The sequence below is a fragment of the Shimia sp. R10_1 genome, from assembly GCF_017744095.1.
Lineage (GTDB): Bacteria > Pseudomonadota > Alphaproteobacteria > Rhodobacterales > Rhodobacteraceae > Shimia.
On the sequence record NZ_JAGHQX010000003.1, the window covers coordinates 167,909 to 187,146 of the forward strand.

Genomic DNA, 19,238 nt, shown 5'->3' on the forward strand with positions numbered 1-19,238 from the left:
CTTTGGTCCGTCGCCGGGGAAAACCATTGGGAGGAAACCATGAAACTATTTTCATCCGCGGCGGCAATTGTCGCCGGCGCCTTTATGAGCACAGCCGCCTTTGCCGAAGATCTGGTGATCGGCGTGAGCTGGTCCAACTTCCAGGAAGAACGCTGGAAAACAGACGAAGCGGCAATCAAAGGCGCTCTGGACGCGGCTGGCGCAAAATACATTTCCGCTGATGCGCAAAGCTCCTCTGCCAAACAGCTCTCTGATGTTGAAAGCCTGATCGCGCAGGGTGCGAACGCACTGATCATCCTCGCGCAAGACGCTTCCGCCGTAGGCCCAGCTGTGCAAGCTGCCGCCGACGAAGACATTCCAGTGATCGCTTACGACCGTCTGATCGAAGACGCACGTGCGTTCTACCTGACCTTTGACAACGTCGAAGTGGGCCGCATGCAGGCGCGTGCCGTTCTGGAGGCCATGCCAAAAGGCAACTACGTGATGATCAAGGGCTCCCCAACCGATCCAAACGCAGACTTCCTGCGTGGCGGCCAGCAGGAAGTGCTGCAGGCTGCGATTGACGCGGGCGACATCAAAATCGTCGGCGAAGCCTACACCGATGGTTGGGTGCCAGCCAATGCACAGCGCAACATGGAACAGATCCTGACCTCCGCAGACAACAAAGTGGACGCGGTTGTCGCCTCCAACGACGGCACCGCCGGTGGCGTTGTGGCCGCACTGACCGCTCAGGGCATGGAAGGCATCCCAGTGTCCGGCCAGGACGGCGACCACGCCGCTCTCAACCGCGTAGCAATCGGCACACAAACTGTTTCCGTATGGAAAGACGCACGTGCGCTTGGGGCGGCCGCTGGTGAAATCGCTGTCAGCCTCGCCAAAGGTGAAGCAGTTGATGGCGCCTCTGAGTGGACCTCCCCTGCGGGCACAACACTGAACTCCATGTTCCTCGCGCCAGTGCCTGTCACCGCCGACAACCTCAACGTTGTTCTGGACGCGGGCTGGATTGCCAAAGACGTGCTCTGCGCGGGCTCTTCCAACGCGGCATGTAACTAAGCTTAAGACTTGCTCCTCCGGTCCCCCGGAGGAGCCCCCAACACTCCCCCACCAAAACGCAATAAACTTTGCTGCTGCGGTATGGTCCGCACAGGCCATCTGTGCACCTGACTGCTGCGACCGAAGAGGTAACGCAAAATGCAAAACCACGCTAAAAACTTGATCAACAAGCTCGGGCTGGACGCCCGCCTGCTTGGCATGATCGGCGCGCTTGTGGTCATCTGGGTTGTATTCGGCATCTTCACCGAAGGCCGTTTCCTGTCACCACGCAACTTTTTCAACGTCTCGGTGCAAACTGCCTCTGTGGCCGTCATGGCAACAGGCATGGTGTTTGTCATCGTCACGCGCCACATCGACCTCTCGGTAGGCTCCATGCTCGGCTTCATCGGCATGACCGTGGCCGCCCTTCAAGTCAAATGGCTGCCCGAAGTGTTTGGCCTTGGCCACTGGTCCATCTGGATCATCGCCGTCTTTGCGGCCATTCTGATGGGGGCCATCCTCGGCGCATTCCAAGGCTGGATCATCGGCTACCTGACCGTCCCAGCCTTCATCGTCACGCTGGGCGGCTTCCTGGTCTATCGCGGCGCCATGTGGTGGGTGACACAGGGCCAAACGCAAGCGCCGCTTGATCCAACGTTCCGCCTTCTTGGCGGCGGCGCAGAGGGCACGCTCGGTGAAACCATGAGCCTGATATTTGGCCTTATCGCAGCTGCCGCGGCTGTGACACTGATGGTCATGAGCCGCCGCAACAAAGCGAGCCATGGCTTCACGGTAAAACCTGCTTGGGCTGAGGGCATTCTGATGGCCATCGCCGTGACCGGCATCATGTGCTTTGTCTGGATCATGAACAGCTACCCTATTCCCAAAGGGGCCATGAAACGCATCACAAAGGCACAGGGCATTGAGTATACGGATGGCATGGTCTGGAACCACGGCGTCGCCATTCCGGTGGTAATCCTACTCGCCGTCGCCATAGCGATGACCATTGTCGCCACCAGAACCCGCTTTGGCCGCTATATCTACGCCACCGGTGGCAATCCCGAAGCGGCGGAGTTGTCCGGCATCAACACCCGCCTGCTGACCGTAAAGATCTTTGCGCTCATGGGCGCACTGACCGGCATCGCCTCCATCATCGCTTCAGCCCGCCTGAACGCAGTGGACGTGGGCCTCGGCACCCTTGATGAGCTACGCGTGATCGCAGCCGCCGTGATTGGCGGCACCGCTCTGGCCGGTGGCGCGGGCACGATCTACGGTGCAGTGATTGGCGCATTGATCATGCAATCGCTACAATCGGGCATGGCCTCTGTAGGCGTTGACGCCCCGCTGCAAAACATCGTTGTGGGCATCGTTCTGGTCTTCGCCGTCTATGTCGACATCGTCTACCGCCGCCGGACCGGCGCATAAGGAGCTCTGCTATGGACAAGCAAACCCCTCTCGTGGAAATGCGTGACATCCACATCTCCTTTGGCGGGATCAAAGCGGTGGATCACGTCTCAGTCGATCTCAAACCCGGTGAAGTTGTTGGCCTGCTCGGCCACAACGGCGCAGGAAAATCCACCCTGATCAAGATCCTGTCGGGCGCTTATCAGGCGGACGGCGGCGAGATCTACATCAACGGTGAAAAAGCCGAGATCCACAACCCGCGTGATGCGCGCAAATACAACATCGAAACCATCTACCAGACCCTTGCGCTGGCCGACAATCTCGATGCCGCCTCCAACCTCTTTCTGGGGCGCGAACTGACCACAGCTTTTGGCACCGTGGACGACGACGCGATGGAGGCCGAAACCCGCAAGATCATGGGCAAGCTCAACCCGAACTTCAAGAAGTTCGCCGAGCCTGTCTCTGCCCTGTCAGGGGGGCAGCGCCAGTCGGTGGCCATCGCCCGCGCGGTCTATTTTGACGCCAAGATCCTGATCATGGACGAACCCACCGCCGCCCTTGGCCCCCATGAAACCCAGATGGTTTCTGAGCTCATCCAGCAGCTCAAGGCCGAAGGCATCGGCATCTTCCTGATCAGCCACGACATCCACGATGTCATGGAGCTCTGTGACAGGGCGTCGGTGATGAAAAATGGTCAGCTTGTCGGCACCGTGGATGTCAAAGATGTCACCGATGACGATCTTCTGGGCATGATCATTCTGGGCAAACGCCCCGAAGGCGTGCCTGTTCAGGGCTGATTAAATTCGCTAAATAAACCAAAATCCATGAACCAAGAAAGTTGCGGGCGCATGACCTACCTTGTCGGCGATATCGGAGGCACCAACACCCGTCTGGCTCTGGCTGGACCGGAAGGCGTGCATGAGGAAACGATACTGCGCGCCCGCAATGACGATTTTGACAGCTTTGACGCCGTGCTGGCCCATTACCTCGCGGCGCAAAAAACCGGCCACCTCGATGGCATCTGCATCGCCATCGCAGGCCCCGTGCAAGCCGGTGAAGGCCGCCTGACCAACCGCGATTGGGCCCTCTCTGCCGCAGGCTTTGGCGTTCAATCCGGTGCCGCGCATGCAGAGCTGATCAACGATCTCGCCGCGCTAGGCTACGCCCTGCCCCGCATCACGCCAGAACATATCTTTGGCACCCGAGTCGCCCCGACCAATGGCCAATCGCTGGTGGCTGGTCTTGGCACCGGCTTCAACGTGAGCCTCACCAAACAGACCCGCCACGGCGACACGCTGGTGATTGAGGCCGAGCTTGGCCATGCCGAAGTGCCCCACAGCATCGGCCAACTGATGCACGACGCCCTCGGCGCAGACGCCGCCCCACTCCAAACTGTCGAAGACATCTTCTGCGGCCCCGGCCTCGAACGCCTGCACCACCTGCTCAGCGGCGCAAAGCTGGACGGTGGCAGCATCATAGCGGCTTATGAGGCAAACGACCCTGCCGCAACCGCGACGGTTGAGCTCTTCACCAAGGCATTGGCCTATCTCACGCGTGCCTTGATCCACCAGTACCTGCCCCGCGACGGCATCGTCTTCGCCGGCAGCGCCGCCCGAGGCGTGCTCGGCAGCCGCGCCCTGCCGCTGTTTGTCGAAACTCTGCAAGCCGAAGCCCCCGGCATCGTGGCCCCCGCAACCATCCCACTCAGCGTCATCACCGACGACGCCGCCGCCCTGCAGGGCTGCTTGCAGCATTTGCTCCAGACCACCCGCTAAGAAAAGACTGCCCGAGGCCTGCCTTAAAGCGTCGGTGGGAACCAACCAAAAAAGGCGCGACCTTCGTCGCGCCTTTCTCTTTTTCGATCCTCTCAGATCATTTCAGATCAAAGCGATCCGCGTCCATGACCTTGCTCCAGGCGGCGACGAAGTCTTTGACCAATTTGGCCTCTCCGTCGCTCTGGCCATAGACCTCCGCCAACGCGCGCAGTTGCGAGTTGGAGCCAAACACCAGATCCACACGGGTTGCGGTCCATTTCACATCGCCGCTGGCGCGCTCTTTGCCTTCATAGACACCGTCACCTGCGTCTGACCACGCTGTGCCCATGTCGAGCAAATTGACGAAGAAGTCATTGGTCAGCTGTCCAACACGATCCGTGAACACGCCATGTGCCGTGCCGCCGTGATTGGCCCCAAGCACACGCAGCCCCCCCACAAGCGCGGTCATTTCCGGCGCGGTCAGGGTCAACAGATGCGCCTTGTCCAGCAACAGCTCTTCTGGGGAAACGGTGTACTGCGCCTTCTGGTAGTTGCGGAAGCCATCGGCCTGCGGCTCAAGCATGCCCACGCTTTCAACGTCGGTCTGCTCTTGGGTGGCATCCCCACGGCCCAGCGTCACTGGGACAGACACATCATGGCCCGCATCCAGCGCCGCTTTCTCGATCGCTGCAGCGCCTGCAATCACGATCAAATCCGCTGTGCTCACAGGCTTGCCAAAGGCGGCTTTCACCTCTTCCAGCTTGCTCAGCACACGATCCAGCTCGGCTGGCTCGTTCGCATCCCAGTCTTTCTGCGGCGCAAGACGCACACGGGCACCGTTGGCTCCGCCACGCATGTCACTGCCACGGAAGGTGGAGGCAGAGGCCCAGGCGGTCTTCACCAGATCGCTCACCGACAGGCCAGAGCCGATCACAGCGGCTTTCAATGCGGCCACGTCCTCTTCAGTCAGATCCGTATCAGAGGCTGGGATCGGATCCTGCCAGATCAACTCTTCGCTTGGCACCTCTTCGCCCAGATAGCGCACGCGAGGGCCCATATCGCGGTGGGTCAGTTTGAACCAGGCGCGGGCAAAGGCATCCTGGAACTCTTCCGGGTTCTCATGGAACCGTTTGGAGATCGGGCCATAGATCGGATCCAGACGCATCGCCATGTCGGCGGTGGTCATCATCGTCTTCACTTTCTTGCTCGGATCATGTGCCGCAGGAGCCATGTCTTCTTCTTTGACATCAATCGGCTCCCAAATCCACGCACCCGCCGGGCTCTTGGTCAGGTTCCACTCATAGCCAAACAGCAGATCAAAGAAACCATTGTCCCATTTGGTCGGATTCGCCGTCCACGCGCCCTCAATGCCAGAGGTGGTGGTGTCGTCCCCATGGCCGGTGCCGTGCTGGTTGATCCAGCCAAACCCCATCGCCTCGATCGGGGCCGCTTCCGGCTCTGGGCCGACCAGCTCCGGATTGCCTGCGCCATGTGCTTTCCCAAAGGTGTGACCACCGGCCACCAACGCAACGGTTTCCTCATCATTCATTGCCATCCGCGCAAAGGTTTCGCGAATGTCACGCCCGGAGGCGAGCACATCAGGCTGCCCATCTGGGCCTTCCGGGTTCACATAGATCAGCCCCATCTGCACAGCCGCGAGTGGGTTCTCCAGATCACGCTCGCCAGAGTAGCGGGAGTTTTCGGCTTTGGAATCCGCGAGCCACTCGGTCTCTGCGCCCCAGTACACATCCTCTTCCGGTTCCCAGACATCGGGGCGACCACCGGCGAAGCCAAAGGTCTTGCCCCCCATGCTTTCAATCGCCGCATTGCCAGCAAGGATGTACAGATCCGCCCAGCTGATCTGGTTGCCGTATTTCTGCTTGATCGGCCACAGCAGGCGCCGCGCCTTATCGAGGTTGCCGTTGTCAGGCCAGCTGTTCAGCGGCGCAAACCGTTGCTGCCCGGTGCCCCCACCACCACGGCCATCCGCCGTCCGATAGGTCCCGGCAGAGTGCCACGCCATGCGAATGAACAAGCCGCCATAATGCCCGTAGTCCGCAGGCCACCACTCCTGACTGTCCGTCATCAGCGCATAAAGATCTTCCTTCAGCGCCTTGTAATCCAGCTTCGCAAATTCCTCTGCATAGTCAAAATCCGCGCCCATTGGGTCAGACTTGGCAGAGTTCTGATGCAAGATACGCAGGTTCAGCTGATTGGGCCACCAGTCGCGATTTCCGCGATCCTCGTTTTTGACAGCCCCGTGCATCACAGGGCATCCGCCTGCTTTCATGTCTCCGTCCATATCGTCCTCCTGTCGGGTAGATGGGTGTTTCGATTCTCTGGAATTATTCTAAACGCAGAAAATCAATTAGGAGAAGTTGCATTTTCCAATCGCTTTGATAATCAAATCCTATGATAAACTTCACCCTCCGCCAGCTTCGCTATTTCGAAGCCCTCGCCCAACACCGTCACTTTGGCCGCGCCGCAGAAGCCTGCGCCATATCGCAACCTGCCTTGTCTGTTCAGATCAAAGAGTTAGAGGAGAGCCTAGGCGTGCCTCTGTTTGAACGCACCGCCCGCCAAATCCGCCTCACCGCCTTTGGCGAAGACATGGCCAGCCGCGTCCGAGACATCCTGCGCGGGGTGGAGGAAATTGGCGAAATGGCGCGTATCGCGCAATCGGGGGGTGCCGGGCGGCTGCGGCTTGGCGTGATCCCGACCATCGCCCCCTATCTGCTGCCCCGTTTCTTGCGTCAGCTGCGCGTGGACTTCCCAGATCTGGAGCTGCATGTGCGCGAAACCATGACGGCCAACCTGATTGAGGAGCTCCGCCATGGCCGCATCGACGCCGCCATCGTTGCCCTTCCCGTCTCAGAACCGACATTTGAGGAAATGCCGCTTTTGTCAGAAAACTTCGTGCTGGTCCGTCCGAAGTCCGAAGAAGACGCACCCGCCCCCGCCCCTGAACATCTGGAGCGGGAGCGCCTCCTGCTTCTGGAAGAGGGCCACTGCTTCCGCGATCAGGCCCTGTCGTTCTGCGGCATGCCCACCGCCCGCCCGCATGAGGGGCTCGACGGCTCTTCGCTCTCCACGCTTGTGCAAATGGTCGGCGCGGGTCTCGGCGTCACCCTGATCCCGGAAATGGCCGTGCCGGTTGAAACGCCGACTGCGGAGGTCACAGTGTCGAGGTTCAAAGACAGAGAACCCGCCCGCAAAATCGGCCTCATCTGGCGCAAAAGCAGCCCATTGGGGCCGCAGTTGCAGAAGATCGGCTACACGGTGCAGACCAGTGCTGCACGGCGGGAGTAGCAATTTTTGTGGTGAGTTTTTGAAAGCTTTGAACTCAATTTACCGGATACTTTGTAGCGAGGGACTGTCTATTTCTCGGAGCTGCAAATAGGAAGTGTCACAAACGACGAACGGACCAAACGTGATCGCCTCTCATGCATTTATGTGCCAAATCCAGCCTTAATAAAGCGCTCTGCCAAATTTGGATCACAAGACCTTAGAGCATTCTTAGCATTTGTTTGAAGTATCTTTTTTCGGTGGTCGCACTCTGGTCCCTCAATTATACTATTTTTGAGGCAGTCTTGTGGATCAAATAGTGCATTGATAAGGGCTCTACTGCTATTGCAAGCCGTTAGTCTATTTCCGTTTGATATCTCGGCTGTGAACATACAAGATGATCTCTTTTGGTCATCAGAGATGGTATTGCAATAGTTTTTGTCCGCTTCGCTTCTTACGTTCAATAGTTTTTGAGCTTGCGTAATCCAGTCTTTGAAGCAATTTCCATCCCTTGGCCCGCAAGGTAGTAAACTTGCTTCTTCAGGCGGTCCGGAGAAAAATCTGTCTTCTAGCTTTTCTAGCTGCCTGTCTTTAACCTCATCTGTTTCGCCAGAATTTTTTATGAACTCGCATCGTAAATATACTAGCTTTGACCACATGAACAGTTTGTCAGCATTGGGGAACTCAGATAATACATTTTTGGAAATTTCACTGTAAGCGCCCTCTAAATCAGCTCCCGCTCCAGTCAATTTGCCAAGAATACCAGAAACTTCTGCATCTATCGTACCTGTTATCTGTATGCTCTGATCCTCAGGAGGTGTCGGCTCCAAAGGGGTGCAATCTAAAGCATAAGCTTTACTGCAAAATATGGAAATTACCGTTGCAATTATGCATGTAACAAATCGATTCATGTCTACCTCCTATTTTGAAATTAGTGCTCCACGATCTTTCTAGTTCTTGAGCTGGGTCACTCTTGGTGGCTACTCTGATAAATGAGCCGCGCAGGTCCATTGAAACCAGTCTAATGACTGGTGCGAAGGTTGATCCCCTTCTCGTACAAGCTAACGACAAAGCAATAGTTCGTCGAGGCGTGTGATCTTATCATCTGCGACATGATTGAGCTCCCACTTGAGCCAGACTTTGTTGTCTATGTTTCACGGCCGTACATTGGACTTTAAGGAGAAATTACGTAGAGTGAATGCTGCAAAACGGCCAAACATGAAAACCAATGACATGCTCGATAAGCGTGCACGCCCCCCCAACTTTCCCCTAGATTTCCCAGCCCACTCCGCCATGGTGCGATCATGCGCATGATCATCACCTTCTCGGCCCTCTTTCTCTCTGTCATCCTGCTGCAACTCAGCTCTGGCGGCGTGGGGCCGCTTGATGCGCTCTCGGGCATTGCGCTTGGCTTCACAACCGAACAGATCGGCCTGCTTGGCTCCGCTCACTTCCTTGGTTTTTTTATAGGCTGCTGGTGGTCCCCCCGCCTTATGGGCAGCGTCGGGCATTCGCGTGCCTTCGCCACTTTCACAGCCCTAGGGGCAATTGGCCTGCTGGGCCACTTCGTGATTGTCGATCCCATCGCATGGGCGGTGATGCGCATCGCCTCGGGCCTCTGCGTCGCGGGCTGTTTCACCGTGGTCGAGGCTTGGCTGCAATCCAAAGTCACAAATGAAACCCGCGGGCGCGCGATGGGCACCTACCGCGTGGTCGATATGGTCGCCTCCCTCGCCGCGCAGCTGGTGATCAGCGTGCTGGAGCCGGCCTCTTATGTCTCCTACAATCTGCTTGCCCTGATCTGTTGTCTTGCGCTGCTGCCCATCACGCTCACAACCTCGCCCCAACCCAAAACCCCCAACGCCCCGCGTCTGCGCCCCAAGCTCGCCTATCAACGCTCCCCACTTGCTGTGGCTGGCGTGATTGTCGCCGCCCTCAGCTCTGCGTCGTTCCGCATGGTCGGCCCGGTCTACGGCACCGAAGTGGGCCTGCAGGTCAGCCAGATTGCGTGGTTCCTTGCCGCCTTTGTTCTGGGCGGAGCCATCGCGCAATATCCCGTGGGCTGGCTCGCAGACAAATTTGATCGCCGCTGGGTGTTGATCTGGCTCTCCGCCGCCGCTGTTCTCAGCTGCGCCACAACCGTGACACTCGGCGGCGGCAGCACTGCCATGGTGATGCTGAACGCGGGCTTCTTCGGCTTCACATCTTTCCCGATCTACTCCGTTGCCGCCGCCCACGCGAACGACTTTGCCACCTCTGAAGAACGGGTCGAGCTCTCTGCGGCGCTTATGTTCTTTTTCGCTGTTGGTGCAATTGGCACCCCGCTCTTTGCCTCCGGCCTCATCGAGCGTTTCGGCCCAGCGGCACTGTTCATCATGATTGCCGCCGGACATGCGCTGCTGATTGTCTTCGGTCTTGCCCGGATGCTTGCGCGCCCAACCATGCAATCGCGCACCCGTTACGTCTATGCGCCACGCACCTCTTTCACAGTTGGCCGCATCACCAAGGGCCAACGTGAAGCCACAAATCAGGACAAAAACCCGAAAGGTTAACACCCAAGGGGTGCCCGACACTGCACCTACGCAATACCGTCGCGATACAGACGCAATACCGACGTGAAATCTCATGGTTAATTTCCACCCCCACCCCGCTGCTCAATGCAGCGTATAATTCCACTGTGGAACTGCCTTAGGCTTTGGGCTAATGGGGAACGAAACAGTTAAGGGACACCCACATGGCGCGCCATCTGATCACCTCGGCCTTGCCGTATATCAACGGCATCAAACACCTCGGCAACCTCGTCGGCAGCCAGCTGCCCGCCGATCTGTTTGCCCGCTACATGCGCGCGCGCGGCCACGAAGTTCTGTTCCTTTGCGCCACGGATGAACACGGCACCCCGGCTGAACTCGCCGCTGCCAAAGCAGGCAAAGACGTCGCGGATTACTGCGCCGAAATGCATGAGGTGCAATCCAAAATCGCCGAAGGGTTCCGCCTGAGTTTTGACCACTACGGACGCTCCTCAAGCCCGCAGAACCACGCCCTAACCCAGCACTTCGCAGGCCGCCTTGCCGATATGGGATTGATTCGCGAAGTCACTGAAAAGATGGTCTATTCCAACGCAGACGGGCGCTTCCTGCCAGACCGCTACATCGAGGGAACCTGCCCCAACTGCGGCTTTGAAAGCGCACGCGGCGATCAATGTGACAACTGCACAAAACAGCTCGACCCAACCGATCTGATCAACCCGTATTCCACCATCTCCGGCTCCACCGATCTGGAAGAGCGCGAAACCAAACACCTGTTCCTGTGTCAGTCCCAGATGCGTGACAAACTGCAGGCTTGGATCGACAGCAAGACCGATTGGCCAGTGCTGACCACCTCGATTGCCAACAAGTGGCTGAACGACGGTGACGGCCTCCAAGACCGCGGCATCACCCGCGATCTCGACTGGGGCGTGCCCGTTAAGAAAGGCGGCGAAAATTGGCCCGGCATGGAAGGCAAAGTCTTCTACGTCTGGTTTGACGCCCCCATCGAATACATCGCCTGCGCCCAGGAGTGGGTCGATGCAGGAAAAGGCGAAGACTGGGAACGCTGGTGGCGCACTGACAAAGGCGCTGAGGATGTGACATACACCCAGTTCATGGGCAAGGACAACGTACCGTTCCACACGCTCTCTTTCCCCGCCACCATTCTCGGTTCCGAAGAGCCGTGGAAAGCCGTGGATTACATCAAGTCTTTCAACTACTTGAACTATGACGGTGGCCAGTTCTCCACCTCGCGTGGCCGTGGTGTTTTCATGGATCAGGCACTTGAAATCCTGCCGTCCGACTACTGGCGCTGGTGGCTGCTGAGCCATGCTCCAGAAAGCTCTGACAGCGAGTTCACTTGGGAAAACTTCCAGCAGTCGGTGAACAAAGACCTTGCTGACGTGCTGGGCAACTTTGTGAGCCGCGTCACCAAATTCTGCCGCTCCAAGTTCGGCGAAGAAATCCCCGCGGGAGGCGCATTCGGCGAAACCGAGACCGCATTGATTAACGAACTCACAACCCGTCTGCGCGCCTACGAAGGCCACATGACAGACATGGAAGTGCGCAAATCCGCTCAGGAACTGCGCGCCATCTGGGTTGCGGGCAACGAGTATCTGCAGACTGCAGCACCTTGGTCCACCTTCAAGGAAGATCCCGAGAAAGCCGCGGCCCAAATTCGCCTCGCTCTGAACCTGATCCGCCTCTACGCTGTTGTTTCTGCGCCCTTTATTCCAGATGCGTCGGCGCAACTGATGGCCGCTATGCGGACTGAGGACACCAGCTGGCCCGAAGACGTATCCGCAGCGCTGGAAACCCTCGCGCCGGGCCACGCCTTTACTGTGCCAGATGTCACCTTCCGCAAAGTCTCTGATGAAGAACGCGAAGAGTGGCAGGAAAAATTCGCAGGCAAACGCGAAAGCTAAACCATTTCTAACAATCTCAAACAGGCCGCACCGGAGCACAAACTGGCGCGGCCTGTTTTTTTGACCGTTTGTTTTCAACCGCAGGACGGCAATTTCTCGTACGCCTGCTCATCAGACAAAGCGCTGCCCCCCGCACCCAAATGATCATTTCTATAGACAAAAGCGCAGGCCGACCGCCACTATAGGGCCTGACCACACAAAAAGGAGACGACCTATGGAAGCCATCCTAAATGTGATCTGGCGCACCATCGATATTGTGCCGCCCGTGATTACAGCATCCATAATGATGCTGTGTATCAGTGCTGTGGCTGGCGCAGCCTTATGTCTGTTCGTCGCTGCGTTGGCCATGAGACGAGAGAAAAGGATCGACTGATCTGATCGTAAATCGCCCTTCAAAGAACCAATGAGACGCCTCATGGCTCTCAAAATTTGAAGTACATCAATGATTTGAAGTGGTACCCGCGGCCGGACTCGAACCGGCACGGCCTATACGGCCTAGAGATTTTAAGTCTCCTGTGTCTACCATTCCACCACGCGGGCACATGACACGAACAATGCGTCAGCGGCGCGACAATAGCGTGTTGTTCGCTGGTGTGAAGAGGCATTTCCTCCCAAATTGCAAAGTTTTCGAGCAAGCATCTCAGCAAGCAAATCTCTGACATGCAATTCGGCTACAGATCCTCACCGGGTTTGTCCGAAAGCCCCGGCGCCCGATACAAGGACCGTTCAGGAAGCCAAGGATTGAGTTCCAAAGCAATGGCAAGCGCATCTTGGGCTTCGGCGTCTCTCCCCAAACCTATCAAGGTCAAAGCGAGCCCTGACTGCGCAGCGACATGGCGCGGAGACAGGTCAAGCGCGCGCTTCAGATCTGGCAAAGCGGCTTCGAAATTCTGGCTCAAAAAATTCACGAAGGCACGTTGATTATAGCCTTCAGCATAATGCGGGCAGTAGGCAATCAACGCGTCAAAATCAGACCGCGCACCGAGCAGATCCCACGACTCCCGCTTGCGCATGCCCCTGTTCAAAATTTCTTGCGCCGTTTCATCGGGCGCATCAGTCCAAAATTGCCACATCTCCCCGGATAGCACCTGTGCAGATGCTTGATCCGGGGCCTTTTGAACACGTTCAATCAAGGCGTTCAGAGCATCTGAATGATCTGGGGCTGCCGGGCACTCCTCTGCAACCGCAGGAGCACACAGGCAAAGCGCAACAACATATCTCAACATGCGGAAAGGCTGGCACGGTCGCCCCCAAATCGCCAAGTCACATCTCTGCGAGGCCGGTTTCTTTGACTGCCTGCATGGCAACATAGGTTGATGTGCTGGCAACATGCGGGAGCGCAGAAATTTTCTCCCCCAGCACCCGTCGATAGGCGGACATGCTCGACGTGCGAACTTTCAAAAGATAGTCGAAATGACTGGCAATCATATGCGCCTGCTCGATTTCAGGTATTTCTGCCACCGCCTCATTGAACGCTTGCAGGGCTCTTTCTCGTGTCTCTGACAGTTTCACCTCAACAAAGGCGACGTGATCCAAACCCAGGCGAATTGGATCAAGCAAAGCGCGATAACCAGTTATGACCCCTTCCCGTTCCAATCTCCGCAATCTTGCTTGAGTTGGACTTTTGGACAGACCGATCTCACGCGCCAAATCCGTGATGGAAATCCGTCCATCTCTCGACAGAAGCTCAAGAATCGCGCGATCAAATCGATCCAGATCAACATGATCATCTTGCATAGAAAATTGCCTCTCAAGCAGTCAATGTGGCAATCCAAATGGAAAGCTTCGGTGATTATGACTGCTTCAACTGCGCTATTCTAGCCCAAATACAGGAGGCACCATGACCAAAACGCGCATTTTGATCGACACAACAACCTATCGGAACGAGGCCACACTGGTTGCTGACCTTGTCAAACAGGCCGCTCTTTCTGAAGCAGACCGAAGCGCGATCTGTGCCAGTGGCGCCGAACTCGTTACCAAGATCCGCAACGAAACCAGCCCGGGTTTGATGGAAGTGTTCCTTGCCGAGTATGGTCTTTCAACCGACGAAGGCGTGGCGCTTATGTGTCTTGCAGAAGCACTGCTGCGCGTTCCTGATGCCGAAACCATTGACGCACTGATTGAAGACAAGGTCGCCCCCTCTGACTGGGGCAAGCACCTTGGTCAATCCACATCTCCCCTGGTCAATGCGTCAACCTGGGCGCTGCTGCTGACTGGCAAGGTCATGGATGACAGCAACAAGGGCTTGGTTGGCACCTTGCGTGGCGCGGTTAAGCGTCTGGGCGAACCCGTTATCCGCACCGCTGTTGGTCGAGCGATGAAAGAAATGGGGCGCCAGTTTGTCTTGGGGGAGACAATCACCGCTGCAATGGACCGCGCAGCACAAATGGAATCCAAAGGGTATACCTACTCTTATGACATGCTCGGAGAGGCGGCCAAAACCGATGCCGACGCCATGCGGTATCATCTGGCGTATTCAAGAGCGATTTCAGCAATCGCGACCGCCTGCACCCATGATGACATCCGACAAAACCCCGGCATCTCCGTGAAACTCTCGGCACTACATCCTCGCTATGAAGTCGCCCAGTCTGATCGCGTGATGGAGGAGTTGGTTCCGCGACTGCGCTCCCTTGCATTGCTTGCGAAATCCGCTGGCATGGGCCTGAACATCGATGCGGAAGAGGCAGACCGTCTGTCCCTGTCCATGGATGTCATCAGTACGGTCTTAGCCGAGCCCGCTCTTGCTGGCTGGGATGGATTTGGGGTTGTTGTCCAAGCCTATGGAAAGCGCGCGGGTGTCACGCTCGACTACCTCTATGAACTGGCAAAACAATGTGATCGCAAAATCATGGTGCGCCTGGTCAAGGGGGCGTATTGGGACACAGAGATCAAGCGCGCGCAGGTTGAGGGCCTCGAAAGCTTCCCGGTCTTCACCAACAAAGCGGCAACCGATGTCTCCTATATTGCGAATGCACGCAAACTGTTGGAGATGACGGATTACATCTATCCGCAGTTTGCGACCCACAATGCACATACTGTTGCTGCCATTCTTCACATGGCGACTGACAAAACCGCGTTTGAATTCCAGCGTTTGCACGGAATGGGTGACGCCCTGCATGATTTGGTGCTGAAGGGGGAAGGCACGCGCTGCCGCATATATGCCCCGGTTGGTGCACACCGAGATCTGCTGGCTTATCTTGTACGCAGGCTGTTGGAAAACGGTGCGAACAGCTCCTTTGTGAACCAGATTGTGGATGAGGAAGTGCCTGCGGAGGAAGTTGCCAGCGATCCCTTCAGCGCAGCACTTACACCGGCACAAACCCTTGTTTCGGGGCCTGCGCTCTTTGCACCTGAACGCACGAACTCCAAGGGATTCGACCTCACGGACTTGCCGACACTTTACGCCGTTGATGCGGCGCGCGACCCATTCCGCAAAGCCACATGGCACGCCACCCCGCTGATTGACGGCGCAACCTCACCAGAGGCGGCAACCGAAGTAGAGAACCCGACGCTTCCAACGGACAGCCCAGGCACCGTCGCCACAGCAAGCGCTGAGGACGTACAAACCGCAATTAGCAACGCAAACGCCTGGAACGCAGCCCCAGCAGAGCGCGGAGCGGTCTTGGCCCGCGCTGCAAACCTCTATGAAGAAAACTTCGGCCTCCTTTTCGCATTGCTTGCGCGCGAGGCTGGCAAAACACCAAAGGACGCGGTTGCGGAGCTGCGTGAAGCCGTCGACTTCCTGCGCTACTACGGTGCCAACGCGCCGGACACACCTGCCGCAGGTCTCTTTACCTGTATTTCTCCATGGAACTTCCCACTGGCAATCTTCACAGGTCAGATCGCTGCGGCGCTGGCTGCAGGCAATGCTGTGCTGGCGAAACCTGCCGATCAGACCCCTCTGATCGCCTTTGAAGCGGTCAAACTGCTGCATGAGGCCGGAGTTCCACGCAGTGCACTGCAACTGCTGCCGGGTGCTGGCGCGACGGTAGGCGCAGCGCTGACCTCAGACTCGCGGATCAATGGTGTGGCTTTCACAGGCTCGACGGCAACCGCATTGCGCATACGCAAAACCATGGCAGATCACCTTACCCCCGGTGCCCCTTTGATCGCGGAAACCGGCGGCTTGAACGCCATGATAGTGGATTCAACGGCCCTGCCTGAGCAAGCTGTGACCGCGATTGTCGAAAGCGCCTTCCAATCCGCAGGCCAGCGTTGCTCTGCCTTGCGCTGCCTCTATGTGCAGGAAGACATTGCTGATAATTTGCTCGAAATGCTCAAAGGTGCGATGAAAGAGCTTTCGCTCGGAGATCCTTGGAATCTTTCAACAGACAGTGGCCCTGTCATCGACGCCGCAGCACATAAAACCATCGCGGATCACATTGCATTGGCGCAATCCGAAAACCGCGTGCTCTATCAATTGGCCACACCTCAAACCGGGACGTTCATTGCACCGACTTTGATCAAAGTGACGGGCATTTCCGACCTGACACGCGAGATTTTCGGGCCAGTTCTGCATGTCGCCACCTTTAAGGCCAACGAGCTCGATCAGGTCATCGATGCCATCAATGCAACGGGGTATGGCCTTACTTTCGGTCTGCAAACGCGGATCGACGACCGCGTTCAACATGTCTCTGATCGCATCAAAGCGGGCAATATTTACGTGAACCGCAACCAGATCGGCGCGATTGTGGGTTCCCAACCCTTTGGCGGTGAAGGTCTGTCAGGCACTGGCCCCAAGGCGGGTGGCCCCCACTATCTGTCGCGGTTTGCAAAACCAATCAGCCAAACTGGAGAAGCTTGGGAAACACATCTGGCAAGCGATCATGTTCAGGCGCAACTGGACCAAGCGAGCGTAGAACAGGCCCAAGCTTCAGCGGTCACGACATCTCTGCCGGGCCCCACGGGCGAATCCAATCGCTTGACCACGTATGCAAAGGCCCCTGTTCTGTGCCTTGGGCCAAGCTCACAGGCTGCGGAAGAGCAGGCTCAAAAGGTCACACGCCTGGGTGGGCGTGCAGTCGCAGCGTCTGGTCAACTGGCACCCGAGGCATTGACTGCGCTTACGGGTTTTTCCGGGGTGCTCTGGTGGGGCGATACAGAGACTGGCCGCGCAATGGAGCAGGCTTTGGCACAACGCGATGGGCCGATCGTTCCCTTGATCACAGGTCAACCGGATGCGGCACGGGTTCTGGGAGAACGGCATGTTTGTGTAGACACCACAGCAGCAGGCGGTAACGCGGCACTTTTGAGCGGGGGCAGTTGACCTCCCCCCAAAATAACAGCAGCTTGGCGGAATGTTTCCAATACGCGATCACAATCCGTCAGGCCGCACACCCTATGTTGTCTATGGGCTTCTCATCCTCAACATCGGGACTTTTCTGAGTTATCAGCCCATTATGGGAGACGACTACCGCCTCGCCCAGTTTTTTAGTGACTGGGCGCTGATCCCTGCCGCGATCGTGGAAGGGCAACGCCTGCACGGGCTCTTCAGCTCCATGTTTTTGCATGGGGGCTGGATGCACTTGTTTGGCAATATGCTGTTTCTTTGGATTTTTGGCGACAATCTTGAAGATGAAATGGGTCATCTGGGATTCCTGATTTTCTACATTATATCAGGACTCGGTGCGGGCTTTGCGCAGATCGCTGCAGACCCCGACAGCATCATCCCGATGGTTGGCGCCTCAGGGGCCATTGCCGGGGTCATGGGCGGCTACCTGCTGCTTTTCCCCAAAGCGCGCGTAGACATACTGCTTATACTCATCATCATTTTCCGTATCATCACCATTCCGGCCTGGGTGATGCTATGTTTCTGGTTCGGCCTTCAGGTGTTCAACGGCGTTCTAAGCGACCCGGAGACTGGCGGCGTCGCCCATTGGGCACATGCCGGGGGTTTTGTGATTGGCGCGGTTTTTGCGATACCTGTCTGGCTGCGTCTTGGAGGAAGCGGTTTCTGGAGACGCACGCATGGCCACCCACCACATCCTGAGGCCCGTTATCGCCTCAGCCAATCATCCGTTCCACGGGTCAGGAGGCGCAGATGAGCCACAAACTGAGCTGCCACTGCGGGGCAGTCGAAATACACGTTACGCTGGCGCAAGATCTGAGCGAAGCGCGCTCTTGTGATTGTTCCTTTTGCCGCCGTCGTGCCGCGCCCAACGTGGATGTGGCGGTGGAAGATCTCACCGTTGTCAAAGGCGAAGAGAGCCTCAACCTCTACACATGGGGCACGCAAACCGCGCAACATTACTTTTGCCGCCATTGTGGGATTTACACGCACCATCGTCGGCGCAGCAATCCCAAGGTTTATGGCGTCAACATCGGTGCGCTTGAAGGTGTGAACCCTGCTGACTACGCCCCCTTTGAGTGGGTAGATGGCGTGAGTTTCGCGCTGGAAACGGACGAAAACGAAAAAACCTGACCCAATCGGGCCAGGTTCAATACTTTCACAATCGCCTATGAGCTGCGTTAGGGCAGCGTACGTTGCGCGGTTCAGCCTTTGCGAATGACTTTCGCGAACTGAGAAAAGATCGGTTCGTTGGCCACAATCGCCTCGCCGTCTTCCACCATGTTGCCGTCTGGGTTCACGGGCTCAACAAGCGCACCGGCCTCTTTCGCGATCAGCAAACCTGCGGCGACGTCCCATGGCTGCAGGCCACGCTCCCAGTAGCCTTCATAGCGACCAGCGGCCACGTAGGCGAGATCCAGAGACGCAGCACCGAAGCGACGCACGCCAGCTGTGGCAGGCAGCAAACGGGCCAAATCCTGAAGCGTTTCAGGCAGATCGGCGCGGCCGCCAAATGGCAGGCCAGTGGCAAAAATCGACTCGATCATGCGGTGACGGCCAGAAACACGCAGGCGCAGGCTGTCATTCAACCATGCACCTTCGCCGCGCTCGGCGTAAAACATTTCGTCCTTGGCGGCATCAAACACCACGCCCGCAACGATCTCACCCTTGTGTTCCAAAGCGATGGACACCGCCCAGTGTGGCAGGCCGTGCAGGAAGTTGGTGGTGCCGTCCAGCGGGTCAACAATCCAGCGACGGGTCGGGTCTTTGCCCTCAATCTCGCCGCCCTCTTCAGCCAGCCAGCCATAGGTTGGACGCGCGCCAAGCAATTCTTCTTTCAGGATATTTTCGGCAGCGATGTCAGCGCGGCTGACAAAGTCCCCTGCCCCTTTCATCGACACCTGAAGGTTTTCAACCTCACGGAAGTCTTTGACCAGTGACCGCCCCGCTTTGCGAGCGGCCTTCATCATGATGTTCAGATTTGCGCTGCCCGGCATGGCACGGCTCCTTTTGGCTCAGAGCGGGC

16 protein-coding genes and 1 tRNA gene are annotated in these 19,238 nt (G+C 57.3%); 11 read left to right on the forward strand and 6 right to left on the reverse strand.

Annotation, left to right across the window (positions count from 1 at the left end; translation table 11 throughout):
* Positions 1 to 39 precede the first annotated feature (39 nt).
* From xylF to J7413_RS07730, 4 genes are all read left to right on the forward strand, one after another.
* Entirely contained in the window at positions 40 to 1,053 is a 1,014-nt protein-coding gene (gene xylF / locus J7413_RS07715) for a D-xylose ABC transporter substrate-binding protein (protein ID WP_209097495.1), read from the forward strand.
* Between the two features lie 138 nt (positions 1,054 to 1,191).
* Positions 1,192 to 2,457: a sugar ABC transporter permease gene (locus tag J7413_RS07720; protein WP_209097496.1), complete on the forward strand. Its 1,266-nt coding sequence runs from the start codon at positions 1,192 to 1,194 to the stop codon at positions 2,455 to 2,457.
* An 11-nt stretch (positions 2,458 to 2,468) separates the two neighbouring features.
* Positions 2,469 to 3,233 (forward strand): ATP-binding cassette domain-containing protein, encoded by a 765-nt coding sequence (locus J7413_RS07725; RefSeq protein WP_209097497.1) that lies wholly within the window; start codon positions 2,469 to 2,471, stop codon positions 3,231 to 3,233.
* Positions 3,234 to 3,284: 51 nt separating this feature from the next.
* Positions 3,285 to 4,211 carry an ROK family protein gene (locus tag J7413_RS07730; RefSeq protein WP_209097498.1) on the forward strand — a complete coding sequence of 309 codons (927 nt, stop codon included), beginning with the start codon at positions 3,285 to 3,287 and terminating at the stop codon, positions 4,209 to 4,211.
* 97 nt (positions 4,212 to 4,308) lie between these two features.
* Here the strand turns inward: J7413_RS07730 and katG are convergent, their stop codons facing one another.
* A complete protein-coding gene (gene katG, locus J7413_RS07735; protein WP_209097499.1) occupies positions 4,309 to 6,492 on the reverse strand; it encodes a catalase/peroxidase HPI in 2,184 nt (727 codons plus the stop codon).
* Positions 6,493 to 6,602: 110 nt separating this feature from the next.
* On the opposite strand from katG, the gene J7413_RS07740 reads away from it, so the two are divergent.
* Positions 6,603 to 7,499 (forward strand): hydrogen peroxide-inducible genes activator, encoded by an 897-nt coding sequence (locus tag J7413_RS07740; protein ID WP_209097500.1) that lies wholly within the window; start codon positions 6,603 to 6,605, stop codon positions 7,497 to 7,499.
* A 140-nt stretch (positions 7,500 to 7,639) separates the two neighbouring features.
* Here J7413_RS07740 and J7413_RS07745 read toward each other — a convergent pair whose 3' ends face one another.
* On the reverse strand, positions 7,640 to 8,386 hold the full coding sequence (locus J7413_RS07745) for a hypothetical protein (protein ID WP_209097501.1): 747 nt from the start codon (positions 8,384 to 8,386) through the stop codon (positions 7,640 to 7,642).
* Between the two features lie 393 nt (positions 8,387 to 8,779).
* Here J7413_RS07745 and J7413_RS07750 point away from each other — a divergent pair, with 393 nt between their 5' ends.
* The 3 genes from J7413_RS07750 to J7413_RS07760 all read left to right on the forward strand — a co-directional run bounded on the left by J7413_RS07750 (position 8,780) and on the right by J7413_RS07760 (position 12,298).
* Positions 8,780 to 10,027: an MFS transporter gene (locus J7413_RS07750; RefSeq protein ID WP_209097502.1), complete on the forward strand. Its 1,248-nt coding sequence runs from the start codon at positions 8,780 to 8,782 to the stop codon at positions 10,025 to 10,027.
* 182 nt (positions 10,028 to 10,209) lie between these two features.
* Positions 10,210 to 11,925: a methionine--tRNA ligase gene (gene metG / locus J7413_RS07755; RefSeq protein ID WP_209097503.1), complete on the forward strand. Its 1,716-nt coding sequence runs from the start codon at positions 10,210 to 10,212 to the stop codon at positions 11,923 to 11,925.
* Between the two features lie 214 nt (positions 11,926 to 12,139).
* Positions 12,140 to 12,298 carry a hypothetical protein gene (locus tag J7413_RS07760; RefSeq protein ID WP_209097504.1) on the forward strand — a complete coding sequence of 53 codons (159 nt, stop codon included), beginning with the start codon at positions 12,140 to 12,142 and terminating at the stop codon, positions 12,296 to 12,298.
* Between the two features lie 80 nt (positions 12,299 to 12,378).
* Here J7413_RS07760 and J7413_RS07765 read toward each other — a convergent pair.
* The 3 genes from J7413_RS07765 to J7413_RS07775 all read right to left on the reverse strand — a co-directional run bounded on the left by J7413_RS07765 (position 12,379) and on the right by J7413_RS07775 (position 13,662).
* A tRNA-Leu gene (locus J7413_RS07765) sits at positions 12,379 to 12,465 on the reverse strand.
* A 131-nt stretch (positions 12,466 to 12,596) separates the two neighbouring features.
* A complete protein-coding gene (locus J7413_RS20720; RefSeq protein WP_348538732.1) occupies positions 12,597 to 12,938 on the reverse strand; it encodes a tetratricopeptide repeat protein in 342 nt (113 codons plus the stop codon).
* A gap of 250 nt (positions 12,939 to 13,188) precedes the next feature.
* Positions 13,189 to 13,662 (reverse strand): Lrp/AsnC ligand binding domain-containing protein, encoded by a 474-nt coding sequence (locus J7413_RS07775; protein WP_209097506.1) that lies wholly within the window; start codon positions 13,660 to 13,662, stop codon positions 13,189 to 13,191.
* A gap of 103 nt (positions 13,663 to 13,765) precedes the next feature.
* On the opposite strand from J7413_RS07775, the gene putA reads away from it, so the two are divergent.
* From putA to J7413_RS07790, 3 genes are read left to right on the forward strand one after another with little or no spacing between them, the layout of a single operon-like run.
* Positions 13,766 to 17,191 carry a bifunctional proline dehydrogenase/L-glutamate gamma-semialdehyde dehydrogenase PutA gene (putA, locus tag J7413_RS07780; protein WP_209097507.1) on the forward strand — a complete coding sequence of 1,142 codons (3,426 nt, stop codon included), beginning with the start codon at positions 13,766 to 13,768 and terminating at the stop codon, positions 17,189 to 17,191.
* Between the two features lie 31 nt (positions 17,192 to 17,222).
* Positions 17,223 to 17,969 carry a rhomboid family intramembrane serine protease gene (locus J7413_RS07785; protein WP_209097508.1) on the forward strand — a complete coding sequence of 249 codons (747 nt, stop codon included), beginning with the start codon at positions 17,223 to 17,225 and terminating at the stop codon, positions 17,967 to 17,969.
* Positions 17,966 to 18,346: a GFA family protein gene (locus J7413_RS07790; protein ID WP_209097509.1), complete on the forward strand. Its 381-nt coding sequence runs from the start codon at positions 17,966 to 17,968 to the stop codon at positions 18,344 to 18,346. Before J7413_RS07785 ends, J7413_RS07790 begins: the two co-directional genes overlap by 4 nt.
* Before the next feature lie 71 nt (positions 18,347 to 18,417).
* Here J7413_RS07790 and J7413_RS07795 read toward each other — a convergent pair whose 3' ends face one another.
* Positions 18,418 to 19,209 (reverse strand): inositol monophosphatase family protein, encoded by a 792-nt coding sequence (locus tag J7413_RS07795; RefSeq protein ID WP_209097510.1) that lies wholly within the window; start codon positions 19,207 to 19,209, stop codon positions 18,418 to 18,420.
* Between the last annotated feature and the right edge of the window lie 29 nt (positions 19,210 to 19,238).